Here is a 17,365-nt window from a genome sequence, read left to right on the forward strand (position 1 = left end):
AAGGACCTGGTCATGCCCCTGCCCCGCCCCGCGACCCTCGGCGCGATCCGCGTCGCCCGGGAGGCCGCCACCTTGATCCGCCGCTCGGCCGCCCCGCGCCGGCTCCGCTTCAAGACCGCCGCGGATCTGGTCACCGCCACCGACCTGCGGGTCGAGCGGCTGGTCCGGTCCTGGCTGAAGGACGCGCATCCCGACCACGCCGTCGTCGGTGAGGAGGGCGGCGGTCTGGCCGAGATGGACCTGTCGCGCCCGACGTGGTTCGTCGATCCCGTCGACGGCACCACCAACTTCGTGCGCGGCATCCCGCACTGCGCATGCTCGCTGGCGCTCTGGGACGGCCAGCGGCTCGCGCTGGGGGTGGTCGCCGACGTCGCACGCCGCCGGATCTACTGGGCCGAGGCCGGGCGCGGCGCGTACGAGGGACGCCGGCGGCTGCGGGCCTCCCCGGTGCGCCGGCTGGACCGGGCGGTGCTGGCCACCGGCTTCCCCCCGACCCGGTCCTTCGACGGCGACGACAACCTCGCCGAGTTCTCCTCGGTGTTCCGGCAGTCCCGGGACGTGCGGCGCACCGGCAGCGCCGCGATCGACCTGGCGTGGGTCGCCGCCGGGCGGCTGGACTGCTACTGGGAGCAGCGGTGCGGGCCGTGGGACTGGGCCGCCGGGGTGCTGCTGGTGCGGGAGGCCCGGGGGAAGGCGACGACGTATGCCGGGCTGGAGTGGCATCCCGGGGACGCCGATCTGGTGGCGTCCAACGGGCCGGTGCATCCGGGGCTGGTCGAGGCGTTCTGCGAGGCGCGGGCGGCGGCCGGGTTGCCGGCGCGGCCGCCGCAGCCGGCGTTCGCGGGTCCGGCGGGTTCGGAGGGTTCGGCGAGTTCGGCGGGGGCGCCCGCTTCGTCGTCGGCTTCGTCAGCCTCGTCGGCGTCGGCCTCGCCGGCCTCAGCCGGGTAGCTCGCGCAGCTTGCGCAGCGGCGAGCCGAGCAGGAACAGGACGCTGCAACTGGCGCCGATCGTCGAGATCCACAAGGAGGTGCGCATCCCGACGGTCGTGGCCAGCCAGCCGCCGGTCAGCGCGCCGAGCGGGCGGATGCCGTAGTTGATGGTCTGCAGGACGCCGGAGATGCGCGAGCGCAGGTCGTCCGGCATGACCGCGGTGATGTAGGCGTTGGCGGAGACGTCCAGCACCATGCCGCCCAGGCCCGAGAGGAATTCGTAGGCGAACAAGGTCAGCACGATCAGCGCCTTGGGCCCGGCGGCCAGCGCCACCAGTACGTGCGGTGCCGCGAAGCCGAGGAACCCCAGCGTGATGCCCATGCCGATCCCGATGCGGGCGACCACGCGGCTGGTCACGGCCGCGCCGACGAGCCCGCCGACCGCCCCGGCACCCAGGGCCAGGCCGAGCAGGCCGGCGTTGATGTGCAGGTAGGTGGTGGCGTAGAGGATGAACAGCGCCTGGAAGATGAAGTCGAAGAAGTTGACGGTGGCCACCGCGCCCAGCAGAGCCCTGATGCCGGGAGTACCGGTGATCCAGCGCAGCCCGGCCAGGAAACCGCCCTTGGCCTCGCGGTCCGGCACCGGCTCGACCGGCCGGATGCGGCTCAGCGAGAGTGCCGAGACCAGGTAGCTGACCGCGTCGGCGACCAGCGCGAACGGTGCGGTGAGCAGCTGCACGGCCAGCCCGCCGAGGCCGGGACCGGAGACGGAGGCGAAGGCGCGGCTGCCGTTGCTCAGCGAGGACGCCTGCATGAGCTCGGCCTTGGGCACCATCGCGGCGAACAGGGTGTTGTCGGAGATGCTGAACAACACCCCGAGGGTCCCGACGACGAGCTCTGCGACGATCAGCTGCGGGAGCGTCAACACGCCGAAGGCATAGGCGACCGGCACCGAGAGCACGGCCAGGAACCGCCCGACATCGGCGACGAGCATGATGCGCCGCCGACTCGACCGCCGATCGACCCAGATACCGGCCGGGATCGAGAGCAGCAGCGCCGGGATCATCGGCGCGGCGGTGAGCCAGGACATCGCGGTCGCCCCGGCGCCGAAGAGCAGGACCGCGGCGAGCGGCATCGCGATGCGGTGGACCTCGTCGCCGATGAGGGAGACGCTGTGGCCGAGCCAGAAGCGGCGGAAGTCGCGACGGTGCAGGACCGCGGGCACGCGCTGCTGGAGGCCGGGCGGGAGGAGGCGGGATATCGCGCCGGCGGTGGGGGCTTCGGCGGGAGCTTCGGTGGCGGCGGTCATGACTGGGGACCTTGAGCGTCGGAGGTCGAATCAGAGCCAGTACCCGAGTCGGTGTCAGTGCCCGTGCCGTCCTCAGCACCTCCCGCCGGCCGCCGATCCTTCCGATAAGCGATCCGCAGCACCTGCACCAGCTCCGCGCCCTCCGGCCGCAGCTCCGGCGTGGTGTTGCGCTCGTCGAACCGGCTGATCAGTGCGTCGATCCCGTCCCTGAGTTCCAGCAGTTCGGCGGGCGTCAGGTAGAGCATGCGGTCGCCGAAGGCCTCGGCCTCCTGCCATTCCTTCGGCAGCCGGTCCCAGTTGCGCTCGGCGTACAGCACCTCCTCGAAGTACTGCTGCGCCAGGAACACGCGCAGTTCCGCGGTCGCCGCCGCGACGGCTGGGTCCGTCGCGGCTCGCGGGATGCTCGTGAACTGTGCCGTGGCGCGCCACGGCTTCTGCCGTCCGGGTCCGGGTACCTCCTCGACCAGGCCGTACTTCGCGAGCATGCGCAGGTGGTAGCTGCAGCTGGCCACTGATTCGCCGGTGAGTTCGGCGGCGCGGGTGGCGGTCAGCGGGCCGTCGGTGCGCAGCAGGGCGACCAGGGCCATCCGGGTGCGGTGGGCGTAGGCGCGGATGGCTTGCGGGTCGGTGAGATGCAAGGCGTCATCGTGCTCTGAGCCGGTCATGCATCTAAAGATAGCTTTCTAAAGAAACCTTTACAAGGCTCCCCGCCGAGGTCGGCCACCGGCTCGCCCGCTCGCCCGCTCACGCGCTCACCCCTCGAAGGTCATCACCTCCACCTGGAACGGGGCCTCCCCGAACAAAGCCACCGCCGCCCGGTAGCCGCTCGGCACCGGGACCGGCAGCACCCGGTGCCGGTGCGAGCTGGCCGGCTCCACGCACGCCACCAGATCCCGCTGTAGCACCGCAGCCTTCGTGTTCGCCCAGCCCAGGCCGCCGGCCACCTTCGCCGCAGCCTCCTTGCGGGTCCACAGGCGCGCGTAGCGGTCGTTCTGCTCATGCAGATCGTGGCCGCCGGCGACGTAGCGTGCCTCGAACGGCAGGAAGTAGCGCTCGGACATGTCCACCGGGTCCAGGCCCTCGGCCAGTTGCCGGACGTCCACGCCGACCTCGCGGGTCGCGGCCACCGCCAGCAGGGCCAGCGCGCCGTCGTGGGCCAGGCTGATGTGCGGGCCGCCGCCGGTCAGTGCCGGCTTGCCGTTGAAGTCCGGGGTGAAGTCCAGGGACGCGGGGGCGAGGTCCAGTTCGCGGCCCAGGATCACGCGGCGCGCGCCGTGGGCGACGAGGTAGCGGTGCCGGTCGCGTTCGTGCAGGAAGTCGGCGGCGTGTGCCTTCTCGTCGTCGTCGAGCAGGTCCTGGTAGCCCTCGGCGGTCTCCGGGGCGGTGTCGGTGGTGATGACCCAGACGCGGATCCGGTCGGTCATGGGCGCACCGCCGGGCGGCGGGCGGTGTGGTGGGTGGCGTGGCGGGTGACGACGTGGCGGGTGACGACGTGGCGGGCTGCGGGGTCGCGGAAGTCGGTCGGGCGCGGTGGAGCGTCGTTTTCGGTCTCCATGGAGTTCACGTTTCCGAGCGGTGCCGCTCCAAACGCGCCGCCGGCGCTCCCGGTGCGGGCATCGTGACCAGGCTCTGGGCCGGCGGCAGCGATTTGTTGTCAGTAGGTCGCAATAGTCTTTTTCCCATGACCGAACCCGTGATCCGCGCGATGCGTGAGAGCGACCTGCCGGCGTTGTTCGAGATCCAGTGTGACGCCGAGGGCCAGACGATGGCCGCGTTCACGAGCACGGCGAACGACCGCGAGGCCTACCTGGACAAGCATCGCCGGCTGTTGGCCGACGAGCGGATCGTGCAGGTGGTGGTGGAGGACGGCGGCGAGGTCGTCGGCAGCGCGGCGGCCTTCCCGCTGGGCGACGACATCGATGTGACGTACTGGATCCGGCGCGATCGCTGGGGGCGCGGCCTGGCCGGGGCGGCGTTGGCGGCGGTGCTGGAGCAGGTGGAGGTGCGGCCGGTGTTCGCCTCGGCGGCGTTCGACAACCTCGCCTCGCAGCGGGTGCTGGAGAAGAGCGGGTTCAAGCCGACCGGGCGGGCGCGGGGGTTCGCCGAGGCCCGGGGCGAGGAGATCGAGGAAGTGCTGTTCCGGCTGGACTGAGCGGAGATTATGATCGAACCCTGATGACGAGTACGGGCCCTGGTGCCGAGTCTGCGAAGTCGGCCATGTCTGGCAAGTCGGCCGAGTCCGCCGACTGTGCCGACTGTGCCGACTGTGCCGACTGTGCCGAGTCTGCCGGATCCGGTCTGGCCGAAGCCGCAGCCGATACCGCCGATTCCGGCGGTTCCGTCGATGCCGCGCTGGCCGAGGCCGAGCACTGGTTCGTCCGTCACGGCGTCCCGCACTTCGTCGAGGACCGCTACACCGTCGCGTCCCTGCCCGCCCCCCTGCGGCCCTTCGCGGCCGTGATCCGGCTGGCGCGCCTGGGCGCCATGCTCGGCTACTGGACGGTACGGCGGGTGTTCGCCGAGATGCGCGAGGTCGGGCACCTCGCCGTCCGCGCGCTGCCGCTGCTCGCGCTGTTCGGCATGGTCATCTTCTTCAGCGGCGACTTCTGGCGGATCGCGGCGGCCCTGACCACCGGCTGGCTGTGGGTGACGGCCGCCTTCTTCGTGCTGCTGATCCAGGCCTTCCTGGTCGCGCGGCTGCCGGAGGAGACCGGCACGCTGCCCCGGGCCTGCACGCCGGACCGGATACGCGCCAGCTGCGCGGCCACCCCGCTGGCCCCGCTGGCCGAGGCCGAACCGGACCTGGCCACCGATCCGGCCCTGGGTCTGGGCCAGCGCCGCAACATGTTCCTGTACCTGCTGCTCACCCAGACCATCCAGATCAGCCTGCTGAGCTGGATGGTGTTCTTCTTCTACGTGGCCTTCGGCGCCATCGCGATCCGGCCGCCGGTGTTGGAGGACTGGCTCAAGCACGTGCCGGCCGACGCGCGGCTGTGGGGCGTGCGGATCCCGGGCGTCAGCAGCGAACTGCTGCACGTGGCGGTGCTGCTGGCAGGCCTGAGCGCCCTGTACTTCGCGATCACCGCGCTGACCGACACCGTCTACCGGCGCGAGTTCTTCGACCGGACGCTGGCCGAGCTCGACAAGGCCATCCACATGCGTTGCGCGTATCTGACGGTGCGCGGCAAATCCTGACGGTGCAAGGCAAATCCTGATCGCGCGCAGCCGCGGCTGACCGCGCGGCCGTCTCGAACTCCCCGCCCCCGCCCTACCGCTTGAACCCGACGCCGCCGTCGAACCAGATGGCGGCCCAGTCCTCGCGCGCCGTCCCGTCCGGCCGCCACAGCGGGACGTTCACCACACCGGGCTCGACCAGCTCCAGGCCGTCGAACAGGGCCGTGATGCCCTCCCGGTCCCGGACGGTGAACTGCGAGGTCGCGTTGTCCCAGCCCTTGCGGGCCTCGGCCGAGGTCTGCGGGTCGCCGCCGTCGGTGCCGTGCGAAATCACCAGCGCGCTGCCCGGCGGCAGGGCGTCGCGGAACGCCGCGACGATGCCGTGCGCGTCCTCCTCGGGCTTGATGAAGTGCAGCAGCGCGACCATCAGGACCGCGATCGGCCGGTCGAAGTCGAGCACGCCGCGCACCGCCGCGTTGTCCAGGATGGAGGCCGGATCGCGCACGTCGGCCACCACGATGGCGGTCAGCGCGGGATCGGCGCCGGCCAGCAGCGCGCGGGAGTGGACGGCGACCACCGGGTCGTAGTCGACGTAGACCACCCGCGCGTCGGGATGGATCGAGCGGGCCACGTCGCCGGTGTTGCCGGGGCCGGGGATGCCGGTGCCGATGTCCAGGAACTGCGTGATCCCGGCCTCGACCAGGTGGCGCACCGCGCGGCCGAGGAAGGCGCGGTTCTCCTGGACCATCTCTTTGGCGCCGGGCAGGGCCTTCAGGACGACCTCGGCCGCCTGGCGGTCGACGTCGAAGTGGTCCTTGCCGCCGAGCAGGCAGTCGTAGATGCGCGCGGGGTGGGCCTTCGTGGTGTCGATCAGCGGCGGCTCCCAGCCGGGAGACAGCGGATCCTCGCCCAGCTTCGCCATGGTCTCGTCCACGACCCGCCCCCCTCTGTTCAGCACGACCAGTGGGAAGAGAATCTAGCAGGACCCTACTTCAGCAAACGCGACATTCGCCGATCAGCCAACGGTTTGCCGCCGGTCTGGCAGGTCGGGCAGTACTGCAGCGAGGAATCGGCGAAGGACACCTCGCGGATCGTGTCGCCGCACACCGGGCACTTCTCGCCGGTGCGGCCGTGCACCCGCAGCCCGGACTTCTTCTCCGACTTCAGATCCTTCATCGGCAGCCCGCGCGAGCGCTCGACGGCGTCGGTCAGGGTGTTGATGGTCACCTGGTACAGGTCGGCGACCTCATCGGGGGTGAGCTTGGCCGCCAGTTTGAACGGGGACATGCGGGCGGCGTGCAGGATCTCGTCGGAGTAGGCGTTGCCGATGCCGGCCAGCACGCTCTGGTCGCGCAGCACGCCCTTGATCTGCCGGCGCTCGCCGTCCAGCAGCCCGGCCAGCACCTCCACGGTGAACTCCTCGGACAGCGGATCGATGCCCAGGCGCGCGATACCCGGCACCTCGGTGGGGTCGCGCACGACGTAGACCGCCAGCCCCTTCTTCGTCCCGTACTCGGTCACGTCGATGCCGCTGCCGGCCGGCTCCGCCATCCGGATCCGCAACGCCAGCGGCCCCTTGCCCGGCCGGGGCGGCGCCGTCGGCAGCTGCTCCTGCCAGCGCACCCACCCGGCGCGCGCCAGATGCAGCACCAGGTGGACCTCCCCGACGCTGAAGTCGAGGAACTTCCCATGCCGCGTCACCCCGCTGACCACCTGGTTTTCCAGGGCCGACAGGGGCGGGTCGTAGGTCTTGAGGGCCTGGATGGCGACTGGCGTGGCCGCCGCCACCGCGTGGCCGGCGAGGTGTTCGTCCAGGAACGCGGCCAGCGCCTGGACCTCCGGCAGTTCGGGCATGACAGCTACTCTGCCCGCTGACGCGGCGCCGCGCTCGCTGGACGGGCCGGAGCTGGGCGAACAGGCCGCGAACACCCTTTCGGCGGCGCGCGACGTCTGCGACGCTGAGCGGGTGCGCCGAATACGTGGCACCGCCGCGCGGCTGCTGTGTGTCCTGCTTGCCGTGGCCGCCGCGGGGTGGCTCGGGGTGCGGGTCTCGGACGCCGCCGGGGTCAGGCTGGAGGCCGGTCCGGCGCTCGAGACGGTCGACCTGGCCCGGTCGGTGCCGCAGCAGGGGACGTACCACGTCGCCGACGCTGGCGGGCTCCTGTGGTCGTTGCAGTCGCCTGACGCGGCTGATCCGGCCGAGTACGCCTTTACACCCGGCCACGACCCCGGCGCCGGCCCCGGATTCGGCGTGCGGGTGCAGGTTCTGGTCGCGGGCGAGGCTGTCGCCGAGCAGACCCTGTTCCGCGCTCTCCCGGAATCCACACGGCAGCTCGATATCGCGCAGGAAGGCCTTGCCGGATCACTGTTCCTTCCGCCACAGGTCGCTGCCGCGACCCCGGCGGTCATGGTGATCGGCGGGTCCGAAGGCGGCATACCGAGAACGGAGGCCGCCGCGTTCGCCGCGGTCGGCTACCCCAGCCTGGCGGTCGGCTACTTCGGCGAACCCGGGCTGCCGGCGTGTCTGTGTTCGATCCCGTTGGAGTACTTCGCCCACGCCGTGGCGTGGCTGCGGACCCAACCCGGCTTCGCGTCCCGCCCGCTGGTGCTGTGGGGCGCGTCCCGGGGCGGCGAGGGCGCGTTGATCCTGGCCTCCTACCAGCCGAGCCTGTTCGACGCGGTGGTCGCGGTCGCGCCGAGCGCCCACATCAACGGCGCCTTCGGCGACGGCGCTGTCAAAGCCCCCTCGGCCTGGACGATGAACGGGCAGCCGCTCACCGCGAGCCGGATCCCCGTGGCCGCGATCCGGGTCCCGGTGCTGCTCAGGGACCCAGGACGCCAACGCGCTCGCCGCCGCTGATGCCTGGCCGCGGATCCTCGCCTTCATCGGCAAGGCACGGCCGAGGTCCTCCGCACCTGACGGGTGAAAAAGCGCGCGCCACGCTTGCGGTTCACCGAGCTCGCCTGAATCGACCGCTAGATTCCGGGCATCCAATACGGAATCGGGAGTTGTCGTGCGTAAGTGCGTGTCATTGGCCGCTGTGGCGTCCACCGCCTTCGGGCTGGCCGCGTGTTCGTCTCCGGACCAGCACCGGGAGCCCGCCGGAGCGGCGCGGCCGCTCAGTGCGCCGGCCTCGCAGGCCGTCGTGCGGGCTGAGAAGGTGCACGCCGCCCCGGCTGTGCCCGCGGCGTCCGGCGCGCAGCCGGGCCAGGCTGCTCTGCGGCACGGCGCTGCCGCCGGTGTCGCCGAACCGGTGCTCATTCCGTCCGGCACCACCGATGTGGCCCCGCAGCCTGCGCATCCGCGGGCCGCCGAGCGCCACCCGGTGGCGGCCGCCCCGGCCCCGGTGCCCGCCGCGCCGCGTCCGGCCCCGGCGCCGCCCGCGACGGACAGCCCGATGTACGACCCGAACGCCTCGGTGACCGCGCAGATCGTGGACGCCGTCGCCGCCGCGCGCATGGACGGCAAGGCCGTGCTGCTCGACTTCGGCGCCAACTGGTGCACCGCGTGCAGGGCGCTGGAGCGGGCGATGCAGACGCCGAAGGTCCAGGCGGTCCTGGCGCAGTCCTACCACGTGGTGCACATCGATCTGGGCAACGCCGACCCGCAGCACCTGGCGATGGCCACGCAGTTCGACCCCATGGGCACCTTCGGCATGCCGCTGCTGGTGGTGCTCAACTCCGACGGCACCTTCCGCGCCGACTCCGCCCACACCGGCCAGCCGAAGTACACCGAGGCGGACATGGCGGCCTGGCTGGGGCAGTGGGTCCGGTGAAGTCTTCCAACGTCCTCACCGTCGCGGCGCTGTCCGGCGTCCCGGTGCTCGCCGCTCTCGCCTTCGCCAGCACAGTGCACCGGCACGCGCACGACGTCGGCTTTACCGACCAGGGCGTCAGCGTGGCGATGCACCTGTCCGAGGACGGCAGCAGGCTGCTGACGACGTTCACCCCGCAGCGTCCCGGCTTCCACCTGTACAGCGTCGGACTGCCCGCCGACGGCATCCAGGGCCTGGGCCGGCCGACGCGCGTCGAGGTCGCCGGCGCCCTGCGCAGCCGTGGGCCGCTGACCGCCCAGTCGCCGGTGCGGATGCTGCCGATGCAGGGTACTGATGTGAGCTTCCCGGTGTATCCCGACGGTCCGGTGACCACCGAGCTGCCGGTGGACGTGGACTCTCATGGGGATGCCAAGGTGCTGGTCAGCTATGCCGCGTGCAGCCCGCAGGAGTGCCTGATGCCGGTGAGTTCGCATCCGGTGGAGCTGACCGCGTCGGCCTTGTCGACTATGCGGGGCTGACAGGGCTGACGGGACTCGTAGGACTTGGGGCCGGTGGCTGTGCCGGTGCCGGGGCCTGGTGCGGCGCGAACCGGTCGGCTGCCGAGCGCGCCCGGTGCGTACGCTCGATCGCCTGGCCCCAGTACGTCCCGCCGAGCATCAGCACGGCCCCGGCGACGGCCGGGGCCGCCAGGTGCTCGCCGCCGAGTGCCACCCCGGACGCGACGGCCCAGACCGGCTCGGTGCCGAGCAGCAGGCTGGCGCGGCTGGCCGAGGTGCGGCGCACGGCCCAGGTCTGCGCCACGAACGCGAACACGCTGCAGAACAGCGCCAGGTAGACCATCTCGGCCCAGGCGCCCGTGCTCGCGTGCGTCAGCTTCGGCAGGTCGGCGGCGGCTGGCAGGGCGAACAACGCCGTGCCGACGTACGTCTGGACCACGGTCAGACTCAGGGGTCTGATGTCACTGCCGGCGGTGAGCCGGCCGACGAGGGCGACGTGCGCGGCCCGCACCACTGCGGCGGCCAGCATCAGCAGGTCCCCGGCGCTGGGCGTGTGCAGCCCGCCGCTGCCGCTCATCAGCAGCCCCACGGCGAGCACGCACACGCCCGACGCGGCGAAGTAGCGCGCCGGAAGGGCTCCGCCGCGCCGGTCGAGCAGCGGGGTGAGGATGATCGTCAGGCTGATGATGAGGCCGGCGTTGGCCGCGGAGGTGTGGGCCACGCCGTAGGTCTCGATGATCAGGACGCCGGCCTGGGTGAGGCCGAGAAGCGTGCCGACGCGCAGCTCCGCGCTGCTCGGACGCAGCTCGCGCCGGGCGGCCAACAGCGCGGAACCGGACGCCGCAGACAGCGCGTAGCGCGCCACCAGCACGACCAGCACCGACGTCGCGGCCGCGGCCGACTTCGCGGCGAGGTAGCTGGAGCCCCAGACGAACGCGACGAGCAGCAGCACAAGGTCGGTTCGGCGGTCGGTGCCGCCGCCGGAGGGAGTGCCGGGGCGGTCGGTGCCACCGCCGGTGGGAGTGCCGGGGCGATCGGCGGTCAGGTGAGTCACCCGGCCATCGTCGGGGCGCGCCGTCGGTGTAGTCGAGGACGTCATTCTCAACCAACCATGAAGTCTGCCTACACTGTCGCCCCATGGACGAACGCCAGCTGCGGATCCTGCGCGAACTCGGCGAGCTGGGCAGCGTCGCGGCCGTCGCCGAGGCGCTGCTGGTCACGCCCTCGGCGGTGTCGCAGCAGCTGCGCCTGCTGCAGCGCACCGTCCCGGTCCCGCTGACCGAGCGCGCCGGGCGCCGCCTGGTGCTCACCACCGCCGGGCAGGCGCTCGCCGACGCGGCGATCGAGGTGCAGGCCGCACTGGCCCGGGCCCGGCAGGTGGTGGAGGAGTTCGTGGCCGAGCCGGCCGGGACGGTCTCGGTGGCGGCGTTCCACAGCGCGGCGCTGGTGTTCTTCCCCAGGCTCCTGCGGGCCCTGGCCGACCCTGGATCGCCGCGCCTGGTGCTGGCCGACCAGGACGTGGCCCAGGAGCGGTTCCCGAAGCTGACCCGCGAATACGACCTGGTCCTGGCGCACCGCTTCGACCACGCCCCGCCCTGGCCGCGCACCGTCACCGTCACCCCGTTGTTGCACGAGCCGCTGGACATCGCCCTGCCCGCCGGCCACCGCCTGGCGGCCAAGGGGCGCCTGACACCCCGCGACGTCGCCGCCGAGCCGTGGGTGACGGTGCACGACGGCTTCCCGGTCCTGCCGCTGGTCGAGGCGATCGCCACCGCCGCCGGCCGGCGTCCGGAGCTGGTGCACCGGGTCAACGAGTTCACCGTCGTGGCCGAACTGGTCGCGGCCGGCGGCGGGGTGATCGCGCTGCTCCCGCGCTGGACCACGCGCCCGCACCCCGGCGTGGTGCTGCGTCCGCTGTCGGGGGTGCGGGCCCGCCGGCACATCGACGTGCTGCACCGACCCGAGGCGTCGGCGCGGCGCGCGGTGCGCACGGTGGTGGGGGAGCTGCGGCGGGCGGCGGCGGAGGTGCAGGGGTAGGAGTTCGGTATCGCGGTGTCGATGTCCGGGCATCCCGTTCGTCTGTACTCACGAAGGAGCGGCGTCCAAGGCCGCCCCGGTACGAGCAACAGTGGAGGACACCGTGACGAACACCCGGCCGAACACCCCGCCGATCGTCGACATGGCCACCTGGCAGACAGCCCGGGACGAGCTTCTGCTCCGCGAGAAGGCCCACACCCGCGAGGGCGACGCCATCGCCGCGGCCCGGCGCCGGCTGCCGATGGTGGAGTTCGACGGGAGCGTCAAGGTCGTCGGGCCCGATGGGCCGGTCCCGTTCCTGGACCTGTTCCAGGGCCGCGACGAGCTCCTGGTCTACAAGCACATGTGGTACGACGGCGCGCCGCACCAGGGCCAGTGCGAGGGCTGCACGCTCTCGGCCTGGCACATCAGGGACGCCGACTACCTCAACGTCCGCGGGGTGTCGTTCGCTGTGGTGACCACCGGGGCGTGGGAGGAGGTGGCGCCGTTCGTCGAGTTCATGGGGTACACCCAGCGGTGGTACTCCGTGCGCGGCCTCGAGGAGCCGGCAGGCGGCGAGATGGGCGCCATCGCCAGCTATCTGCGTGACGGCGACCGGGTCTTCCTCACCTACTCGTCCACCGACCGCGGTACCGAGGCGTTCATCGGCACCTTCGCGCTGCTGGACATGACGCCGTACGGCCGCGGCGAGGCGTGGCAGGACAGTCCGGACGGCTGGCCCGAGGGCCGCGGTCCGGCCTGGTTCTGGCGCTCGGACGCCGACGGGAAGGGTGGGCCCGGGCCGACCAGCCGTCCCGTGCCGCAGTGGGGCCGGCCCGGTGCCACACCCGAGCAGACCCTCGGGCGCCAGGACGCCTGCCACTAGGAACAGCACGCCGGCTCCTAGGAGCAGCACGCCGGCTACTAGGACGCTTGCCCGCCACTGATTCGAATCGGCACACCGCTCAACCGCCCCAGCGGCCCCACTCACCGCACCCCGGCAACCGTTCACCGCATCGCGCCCACCGATGGTCCACTTCGCCCGCCGCGCGCCATGTCCACCGTCCGCTTCGCTACCTACGGTGACAAAGACGCGGCCGGTGTGGGCCGGCGGCGTCCGTCAGACAAGGGAAGGGACGCACCTGCCGTGAGTGAGACCCCCAACACCCCCGCCCCCGCGCCGTCCTCGGGTATCGCCGATCCGGCCCCGCTGGGCCTGGCCGGATTCGCCATGACCACGTTCATCCTGAGCGTCATCAACACCAACATGATCTCCGAGAAGGGCGGCGGGGACGTCGTCCTGGGCCTGGCCCTGTTCTACGGGGGCCTCGCGCAGCTGCTGGCCGGCATGTGGGAGTTCCGGCGCGGCAACACCTTCGGGGCCACCGCGTTCTCCTCCTTCGGCGCGTTCTGGCTCAGCTACTGGGCGATCGTGCACTGGAGCTCCGGCGAGGACGCCCACAAGACGATCGGGCTGTACCTGTTCGCCTGGTTCCTGTTCACCGGCTACATGACCGTGGCGGCGCTGCGGACCAACGGCGCGGTGCTGGCCGTGTTCGGCCTGCTGACGCTGACGTTCCTGCTGCTGGCCGTCGGCGCCTGGCAGAACTCCACCTCCGGCCCGGCCGCCTTCACCAAGATCGGCGGTTTCGTCGGCATCGTCACCGCGCTGGCGGCCTGGTACGCCTCGCTGGCGGCGGTGGCCAACGAGACGCACAAGAAGCAGTTGTTCCCGACCTGGCCGCGATGAGCCGGGGGGAATAGCGTGGAACGAGGGCCGCAGTTTTGCGGTCCTCGTTCCCTTCCGTCGCGACGACTGGGGTTGGGAGACATGAGCGATAACAGCGTCAACCAAGAGACACTCTCGAACCTGCTCAGGGAGAACCGGCGCTTCGCCCCGCCGCCGGACGTGGCCGACCACGCCAACGTCACCGCGGCCGCCTACGCCGAGGCCGACGCCGACCGCGAGGGGTTCTGGGCCGCGCAGGCCGGACGGCTGCACTGGGAACACCCCTGGACGCAGGTCCTGGACTGGACCGAACGGCCCTTCGCGAAGTGGTTCGTCGGCGGGAAGCTGAACGCCGCCTACAACTGCGTGGACCGGCACGTCGAGGCCGGCCACGGCGACCGGGTCGCCATCCACTTCGAGGGCGAGCCCGGCGACTCGGTGTCGCTGACCTACGCCCAGCTCAAGGACGAGGTCTGCAAGGCCGCCAACGCCCTGACCGAGCTCGGCGTCACCGCCGGGGACCGGGTCGCGATCTACATGCCGATGCTCCCGCAGACCGCGGTGGCCATGCTGGCCTGCGCCCGCATAGGCGCCGTGCACTCGGTGTGCTTCGCCGCGTTCTCCCCGGAGGCCCTGCGCGGCCGCATCGAGGACGCCGGCGCCAAGCTGCTGATCACCGCCGACGGCTACCACCGGCGCGGCTCGGTGGTGAACCTCAAGGCCAACGCCGACGAGGCCGCCGCCGCCTCGCCGACCATCGAGAAGGTGCTGGTCGTCCGGCGCACCGGCCACGACGTGGCCTGGGACCACGACCGGGACGTGTGGTGGCACGAGCTGGTGGACGCGCAGTACGCCGAGCACACCGCCGAGGGCTTCGACTCCGAGAACCCGCTGTTCATCCTCTACACGTCCGGCACCACGGGTAAGCCCAAGGGCATCCTGCACACCACCGGCGGGTACTTGACGCAGGCTTCGTACACCCACCACGCGGTGTTCGACCTGAAGCCGGAGTCGGACGTGTACTGGTGCACCGCCGACGTCGGCTGGGTGACCGGGCACTCCTACATCGTCTACGGCCCGCTCTCCAACGGCGCGACCGAGGTGATGTACGAGGGCACCCCCGACACGCCGCACCAGGGCCGCTTCTGGGAGATCGTCCAGAAGTACAAGGTCACGCTGCTCTACACCGCGCCGACGGCCATCAGGACCTTCATGAAGTGGGGCTCGGCGATCCCGGCGAAGTTCGACCTCAGCTCCCTGCGCCTGCTGGGCTCGGTCGGCGAGCCGATCAACCCCGAGGCCTGGATCTGGTACCGGGAGAACATCGGCGGGGGCCGCACCCCGGTGGTGGACACCTGGTGGCAGACCGAGACCGGGGCCATCATGATCTCCCCGCTGCCCGGCGTCACCGAGGCCAAGCCGGGCTCGGCCATGCGGCCGCTGCCGGGCATCTCGGCGGACGTCGTGGACAAGAACGGCACGCCGGTCCCGAACGGCGGCGGCGGGTACCTGGTGCTGGACAAGCCCTGGCCGTCGATGCTGCGCGGCATCTGGGGCGACCCGCAGCGCTTCATCGACACCTACTGGGCCCGGTTCGCCGAGCAGGGCTACTACTTCGCCGGCGACGGCGCGAAGAAGGACGAGGACGGCGACCTGTGGCTGCTGGGCCGCGTCGACGACATCATGCTCGTCTCCGGCCACAACATCTCCACCACCGAGGTCGAGTCCGCCCTGGTGTCGAACCCGGTCGTCGCCGAGGCCGCCGTGGTCGGCGCCAAGGACGAGACCACCGGCCAGCGCATCGTCGCCTTCGTCATCCTGCGCGGCGGCAACGAGGAGCACGCCGAACTGGCCGAGACCCTGCGCGAGCACGTCAGCAAGGCCATCGGCCCGATCGCCAAGCCGCGGCAGATCATCGTGGTGCCGGAGCTGCCCAAGACCCGCTCCGGCAAGATCATGCGCCGCCTGCTGCGCGACGTCGCGGAGGACCGGGCGATCGGGGACACCACGACGCTGGCCGACTCCACGGTGATGGAGCTGATCTCGGAGAAGCTGCCGCACGCCGAGGAGGAGTGAGGCGGCAGATCGAAGGCGAAGGAGGCAGCCATGCCGGTGGACCCGATGCAGCCCGACACCTACGAGGAGAACGGTACAGGCGCGATCGAAATCGACGCCGAGACGCCTGAAGCCGACGCGGCGGAGCAGTACGCGGATCTCGCCCCGCAGGACGACGAGGCCCCGGGCCGGATCGACCCCGATGCCGTGAACGAGGCCGACGCCGTCGAGCAGGCGCGGGTCGTCGCGCTCGACGAAGACGACTATCGGTGAATCGGTGAATCGGTGAACCGGTGAATCGGTGATCCGGCCCCCGAGCTACGACGACGGAGGAGACTCAGAGCAAAGAAACCGGCGACGCCACGCCAACGACACCGCCTCAGGCGTCCTGAAATCCTGATCACCGGGACCGGTGTTCCGGTCGTGATCCGTGCTTTCGACGCCTGAGAAAGATGCCCTGTGAAGGAGCCAGATCCGTGGCGATCAGACGCTGACCGCGCCGCTGCTGATGGCGATGCCGATGCCAGTGGCGCGGCGCAAGCGCTCGGCCGGACGGCGAGCCTGGCCGAGCGCCGTGCGGCCGCCGCCCGGATGTTGCGCGCGAGCCCGGCCAGATCCGATCGCGAGATCGGCAGGACGGTGGGACTGTCCGCCGACACCGTCTCCGCGGTGCGCCGGACGCTCGGCGAGCGGCGGGCCGGGCGGGTCCGGGTCGGCGGCGACGGACGTGCGCGGCCGGTCAGCGCCGAGCAGGGCCGGCGGGCCGCGGCGCGGCTGCTCGCCGAGCAGCCCGACACCCCGGTGCGGACGATCGCCCGGGAGGCCGGGATCTCCCTCGGCACGGCGCATGACGTGCGGCGCAGGGTGCTCGCGGGGCTGTCTCCGGTCCCCGGGGACCGTGGTGTGGCCCAGCCGTCAGAGCACGGGAGCGGCCCATCGGAACTGGTTCCCGCGCCCCGCCGGACGTCCCGCCGCGACCCGGCCGCCGCATTGGAGGCCCTGCGGCGCGATCCCGTGCTGCGCTACTCGCAGAGCGGTCGCAAGATCCTGCGACACCTCGAGGCCCAACTTCTCGCCGCGGGCCAGCTGGCGGAGCTGTGCGAACAACTCCCGGCACATTGCGGTATCCACGTCGAGACCGTGATCCGGTACATCGGCACGACGTGGGCCGATGCCGGGCGGGCCGTGCATTCGCGTTCAACCGGCGGAATCGACAGTTGAACGTCATCTGCGCAGGTGGGCGACGGTGTGAATAGAGAATTCAGGCCGTTCCAAAGCATGCCATCTTATGGTCTTCATAAGCGGTAGCGCCTCGAAGGAAAGGAACCTGACTAGACCGGAAGTCCTCCTCCCCCGAGGTCGGTGTGCTAAGACGGGGGCATGCCGCCCTCAGGGCAAAGGGCTGCGGCTCTACCCGGCGGAGCGCCTGACGCGCGCCGTCCTAAGCCTGGGGCAACACCGACCGCACGGCCTCATCGGACCGGCCGACCACCGCGTGCCCGTCGTCGGCGGTGATGATCGGGCGCTGGATCAGGATCGGGTGCTCGGCCATGGCCGCGATCCAGCGCTCGCGGTCGGCGTCGCCCTCCCGGCCCCACTGCTTGACGCCGAGATCCTTGGCGACCTGCTCGCCGTCGCGCACGATGTCCCACGGCTCCAGGCCCAGGCGCGTCAGGATGTCGCGCAGCTCCTGGGCGGTCGGCGGGTCGTCGAGGTAGCGGCGGACGGTGTACTCGGCGCCGGCGGCGTCCAGGGTCTCCTGGGCGATGCGGCACTTCGAGCAGCGGGGGTTGATCCAGATCTCCATGGTCAGACGGTAGCGGACCGGGTCGGCTGCCCAGGTCAGCCGCAGCGGTCAGCTGGCGAGGTCAGCCGCCTAC

The 17,365-nt window shown here is 71.7% G+C and carries 20 protein-coding genes; 12 read left to right on the plus strand and 8 right to left on the minus strand.

The features are described from left to right. Positions 1-12 precede the first annotated feature (12 nt). Complete coding sequence (locus ABH926_RS19105; protein WP_370367009.1) at positions 13-948, plus strand: inositol monophosphatase family protein; 936 nt, start codon at positions 13-15, stop codon at positions 946-948. On the opposite strand, the gene ABH926_RS19110 is transcribed toward ABH926_RS19105, so the two are convergent. The 4 genes from ABH926_RS19110 to ABH926_RS19125 form a co-directional block, all read right to left on the minus strand. After that, complete coding sequence (locus ABH926_RS19110) at positions 937-2,238, minus strand: MFS transporter (RefSeq protein ID WP_370367010.1); 1,302 nt, start codon at positions 2,236-2,238, stop codon at positions 937-939. The genes ABH926_RS19105 and ABH926_RS19110 overlap by 12 nt on opposite strands. After that, positions 2,235-2,903: a winged helix-turn-helix domain-containing protein gene (locus tag ABH926_RS19115; RefSeq protein ID WP_370367011.1), complete on the minus strand. Its 669-nt coding sequence runs from the start codon at positions 2,901-2,903 to the stop codon at positions 2,235-2,237. Before ABH926_RS19115 ends, ABH926_RS19110 begins: the two co-directional genes overlap by 4 nt. A gap of 87 nt (positions 2,904-2,990) precedes the next feature. After that, positions 2,991-3,662: a 4'-phosphopantetheinyl transferase superfamily protein gene (locus ABH926_RS19120; protein WP_370367012.1), complete on the minus strand. Its 672-nt coding sequence runs from the start codon at positions 3,660-3,662 to the stop codon at positions 2,991-2,993. Next, positions 3,659-3,793 (minus strand): hypothetical protein, encoded by a 135-nt coding sequence (locus ABH926_RS19125; RefSeq protein ID WP_370367013.1) that lies wholly within the window; start codon positions 3,791-3,793, stop codon positions 3,659-3,661. The genes ABH926_RS19120 and ABH926_RS19125 overlap by 4 nt, the downstream gene beginning before the upstream one ends. Positions 3,794-3,919: 126 nt before the next feature. Here ABH926_RS19125 and ABH926_RS19130 point away from each other — a divergent pair, with 126 nt between their 5' ends. Further along, positions 3,920-4,390: a GNAT family N-acetyltransferase gene (locus tag ABH926_RS19130; RefSeq protein WP_370367014.1), complete on the plus strand. Its 471-nt coding sequence runs from the start codon at positions 3,920-3,922 to the stop codon at positions 4,388-4,390. Between the two features lie 65 nt (positions 4,391-4,455). Then, the gene (locus ABH926_RS19135) at positions 4,456-5,433 is read left to right on the plus strand and encodes a hypothetical protein (RefSeq protein WP_370367015.1); all 978 of its coding nucleotides are present in this window, start codon (positions 4,456-4,458) and stop codon (positions 5,431-5,433) included. Positions 5,434-5,506: 73 nt separating this feature from the next. Here the strand turns inward: ABH926_RS19135 and ABH926_RS19140 are convergent, their stop codons facing one another. After that, complete coding sequence (locus ABH926_RS19140) at positions 5,507-6,346, minus strand: SAM-dependent methyltransferase (protein WP_370367016.1); 840 nt, start codon at positions 6,344-6,346, stop codon at positions 5,507-5,509. 53 nt (positions 6,347-6,399) lie between these two features. Next, complete coding sequence (locus ABH926_RS19145) at positions 6,400-7,266, minus strand: Fpg/Nei family DNA glycosylase (RefSeq protein ID WP_370367017.1); 867 nt, start codon at positions 7,264-7,266, stop codon at positions 6,400-6,402. On the opposite strand from ABH926_RS19145, the gene ABH926_RS19150 reads away from it, so the two are divergent. The 3 genes from ABH926_RS19150 to ABH926_RS19160 all read left to right on the plus strand — a co-directional run bounded on the left by ABH926_RS19150 (position 7,265) and on the right by ABH926_RS19160 (position 9,706). Then, entirely contained in the window at positions 7,265-8,272 is a 1,008-nt protein-coding gene (locus ABH926_RS19150) for an acyl-CoA thioester hydrolase/BAAT C-terminal domain-containing protein (RefSeq protein ID WP_370367018.1), read from the plus strand. The two genes, ABH926_RS19145 and ABH926_RS19150, sit on opposite strands and share 2 nt — an antisense overlap. Before the next feature lie 181 nt (positions 8,273-8,453). Beyond that, a complete protein-coding gene (locus tag ABH926_RS19155) occupies positions 8,454-9,188 on the plus strand; it encodes a thioredoxin family protein (RefSeq protein WP_370367019.1) in 735 nt (244 codons plus the stop codon). Then, on the plus strand, positions 9,185-9,706 hold the full coding sequence (locus ABH926_RS19160) for a hypothetical protein (RefSeq protein WP_370367020.1): 522 nt from the start codon (positions 9,185-9,187) through the stop codon (positions 9,704-9,706). The genes ABH926_RS19155 and ABH926_RS19160 overlap by 4 nt, the downstream gene beginning before the upstream one ends. Here ABH926_RS19160 and ABH926_RS19165 read toward each other — a convergent pair. Continuing rightward, positions 9,693-10,637, minus strand: coding sequence for a DMT family transporter (locus ABH926_RS19165; protein ID WP_370367075.1), 945 nt, complete (start codon positions 10,635-10,637; stop codon positions 9,693-9,695). The genes ABH926_RS19160 and ABH926_RS19165 overlap by 14 nt on opposite strands. A 185-nt stretch (positions 10,638-10,822) precedes the next feature. On the opposite strand from ABH926_RS19165, the gene ABH926_RS19170 reads away from it, so the two are divergent. The 6 genes from ABH926_RS19170 (at position 10,823) to ABH926_RS19195 (ending at position 16,706) form a co-directional block, all read left to right on the plus strand. Continuing rightward, the gene (locus ABH926_RS19170; protein WP_370367021.1) at positions 10,823-11,722 is read left to right on the plus strand and encodes a LysR family transcriptional regulator; all 900 of its coding nucleotides are present in this window, start codon (positions 10,823-10,825) and stop codon (positions 11,720-11,722) included. A 142-nt stretch (positions 11,723-11,864) separates the two neighbouring features. Next, complete coding sequence (locus tag ABH926_RS19175; protein ID WP_370367076.1) at positions 11,865-12,587, plus strand: DUF899 family protein; 723 nt, start codon at positions 11,865-11,867, stop codon at positions 12,585-12,587. A 261-nt stretch (positions 12,588-12,848) separates the two neighbouring features. After that, positions 12,849-13,451, plus strand: a complete 603-nt coding sequence (locus ABH926_RS19180) for an acetate uptake transporter (RefSeq protein ID WP_370367022.1) — start codon at positions 12,849-12,851, stop codon at positions 13,449-13,451. A gap of 81 nt (positions 13,452-13,532) precedes the next feature. After that, positions 13,533-15,506: an acetate--CoA ligase gene (gene acs, locus ABH926_RS19185; protein ID WP_370367023.1), complete on the plus strand. Its 1,974-nt coding sequence runs from the start codon at positions 13,533-13,535 to the stop codon at positions 15,504-15,506. 30 nt (positions 15,507-15,536) lie between these two features. After that, positions 15,537-15,758 (plus strand): hypothetical protein, encoded by a 222-nt coding sequence (locus ABH926_RS19190; RefSeq protein ID WP_370367024.1) that lies wholly within the window; start codon positions 15,537-15,539, stop codon positions 15,756-15,758. 186 nt (positions 15,759-15,944) lie between these two features. Next, entirely contained in the window at positions 15,945-16,706 is a 762-nt protein-coding gene (locus tag ABH926_RS19195; RefSeq protein ID WP_370367025.1) for a streptomycin biosynthesis protein, read from the plus strand. Positions 16,707-16,926: 220 nt separating this feature from the next. Here the strand turns inward: ABH926_RS19195 and ABH926_RS19200 are convergent, their stop codons facing one another. Then, a complete protein-coding gene (locus tag ABH926_RS19200; RefSeq protein WP_370367026.1) occupies positions 16,927-17,292 on the minus strand; it encodes an arsenate reductase family protein in 366 nt (121 codons plus the stop codon). Positions 17,293-17,365 lie beyond the last annotated feature (73 nt).

Origin of the sequence: Catenulispora sp. GP43 (genome assembly GCF_041260665.1) — a bacterium.
Taxonomy (GTDB): Bacteria; Actinomycetota; Actinomycetes; order Streptomycetales; family Catenulisporaceae; genus Catenulispora.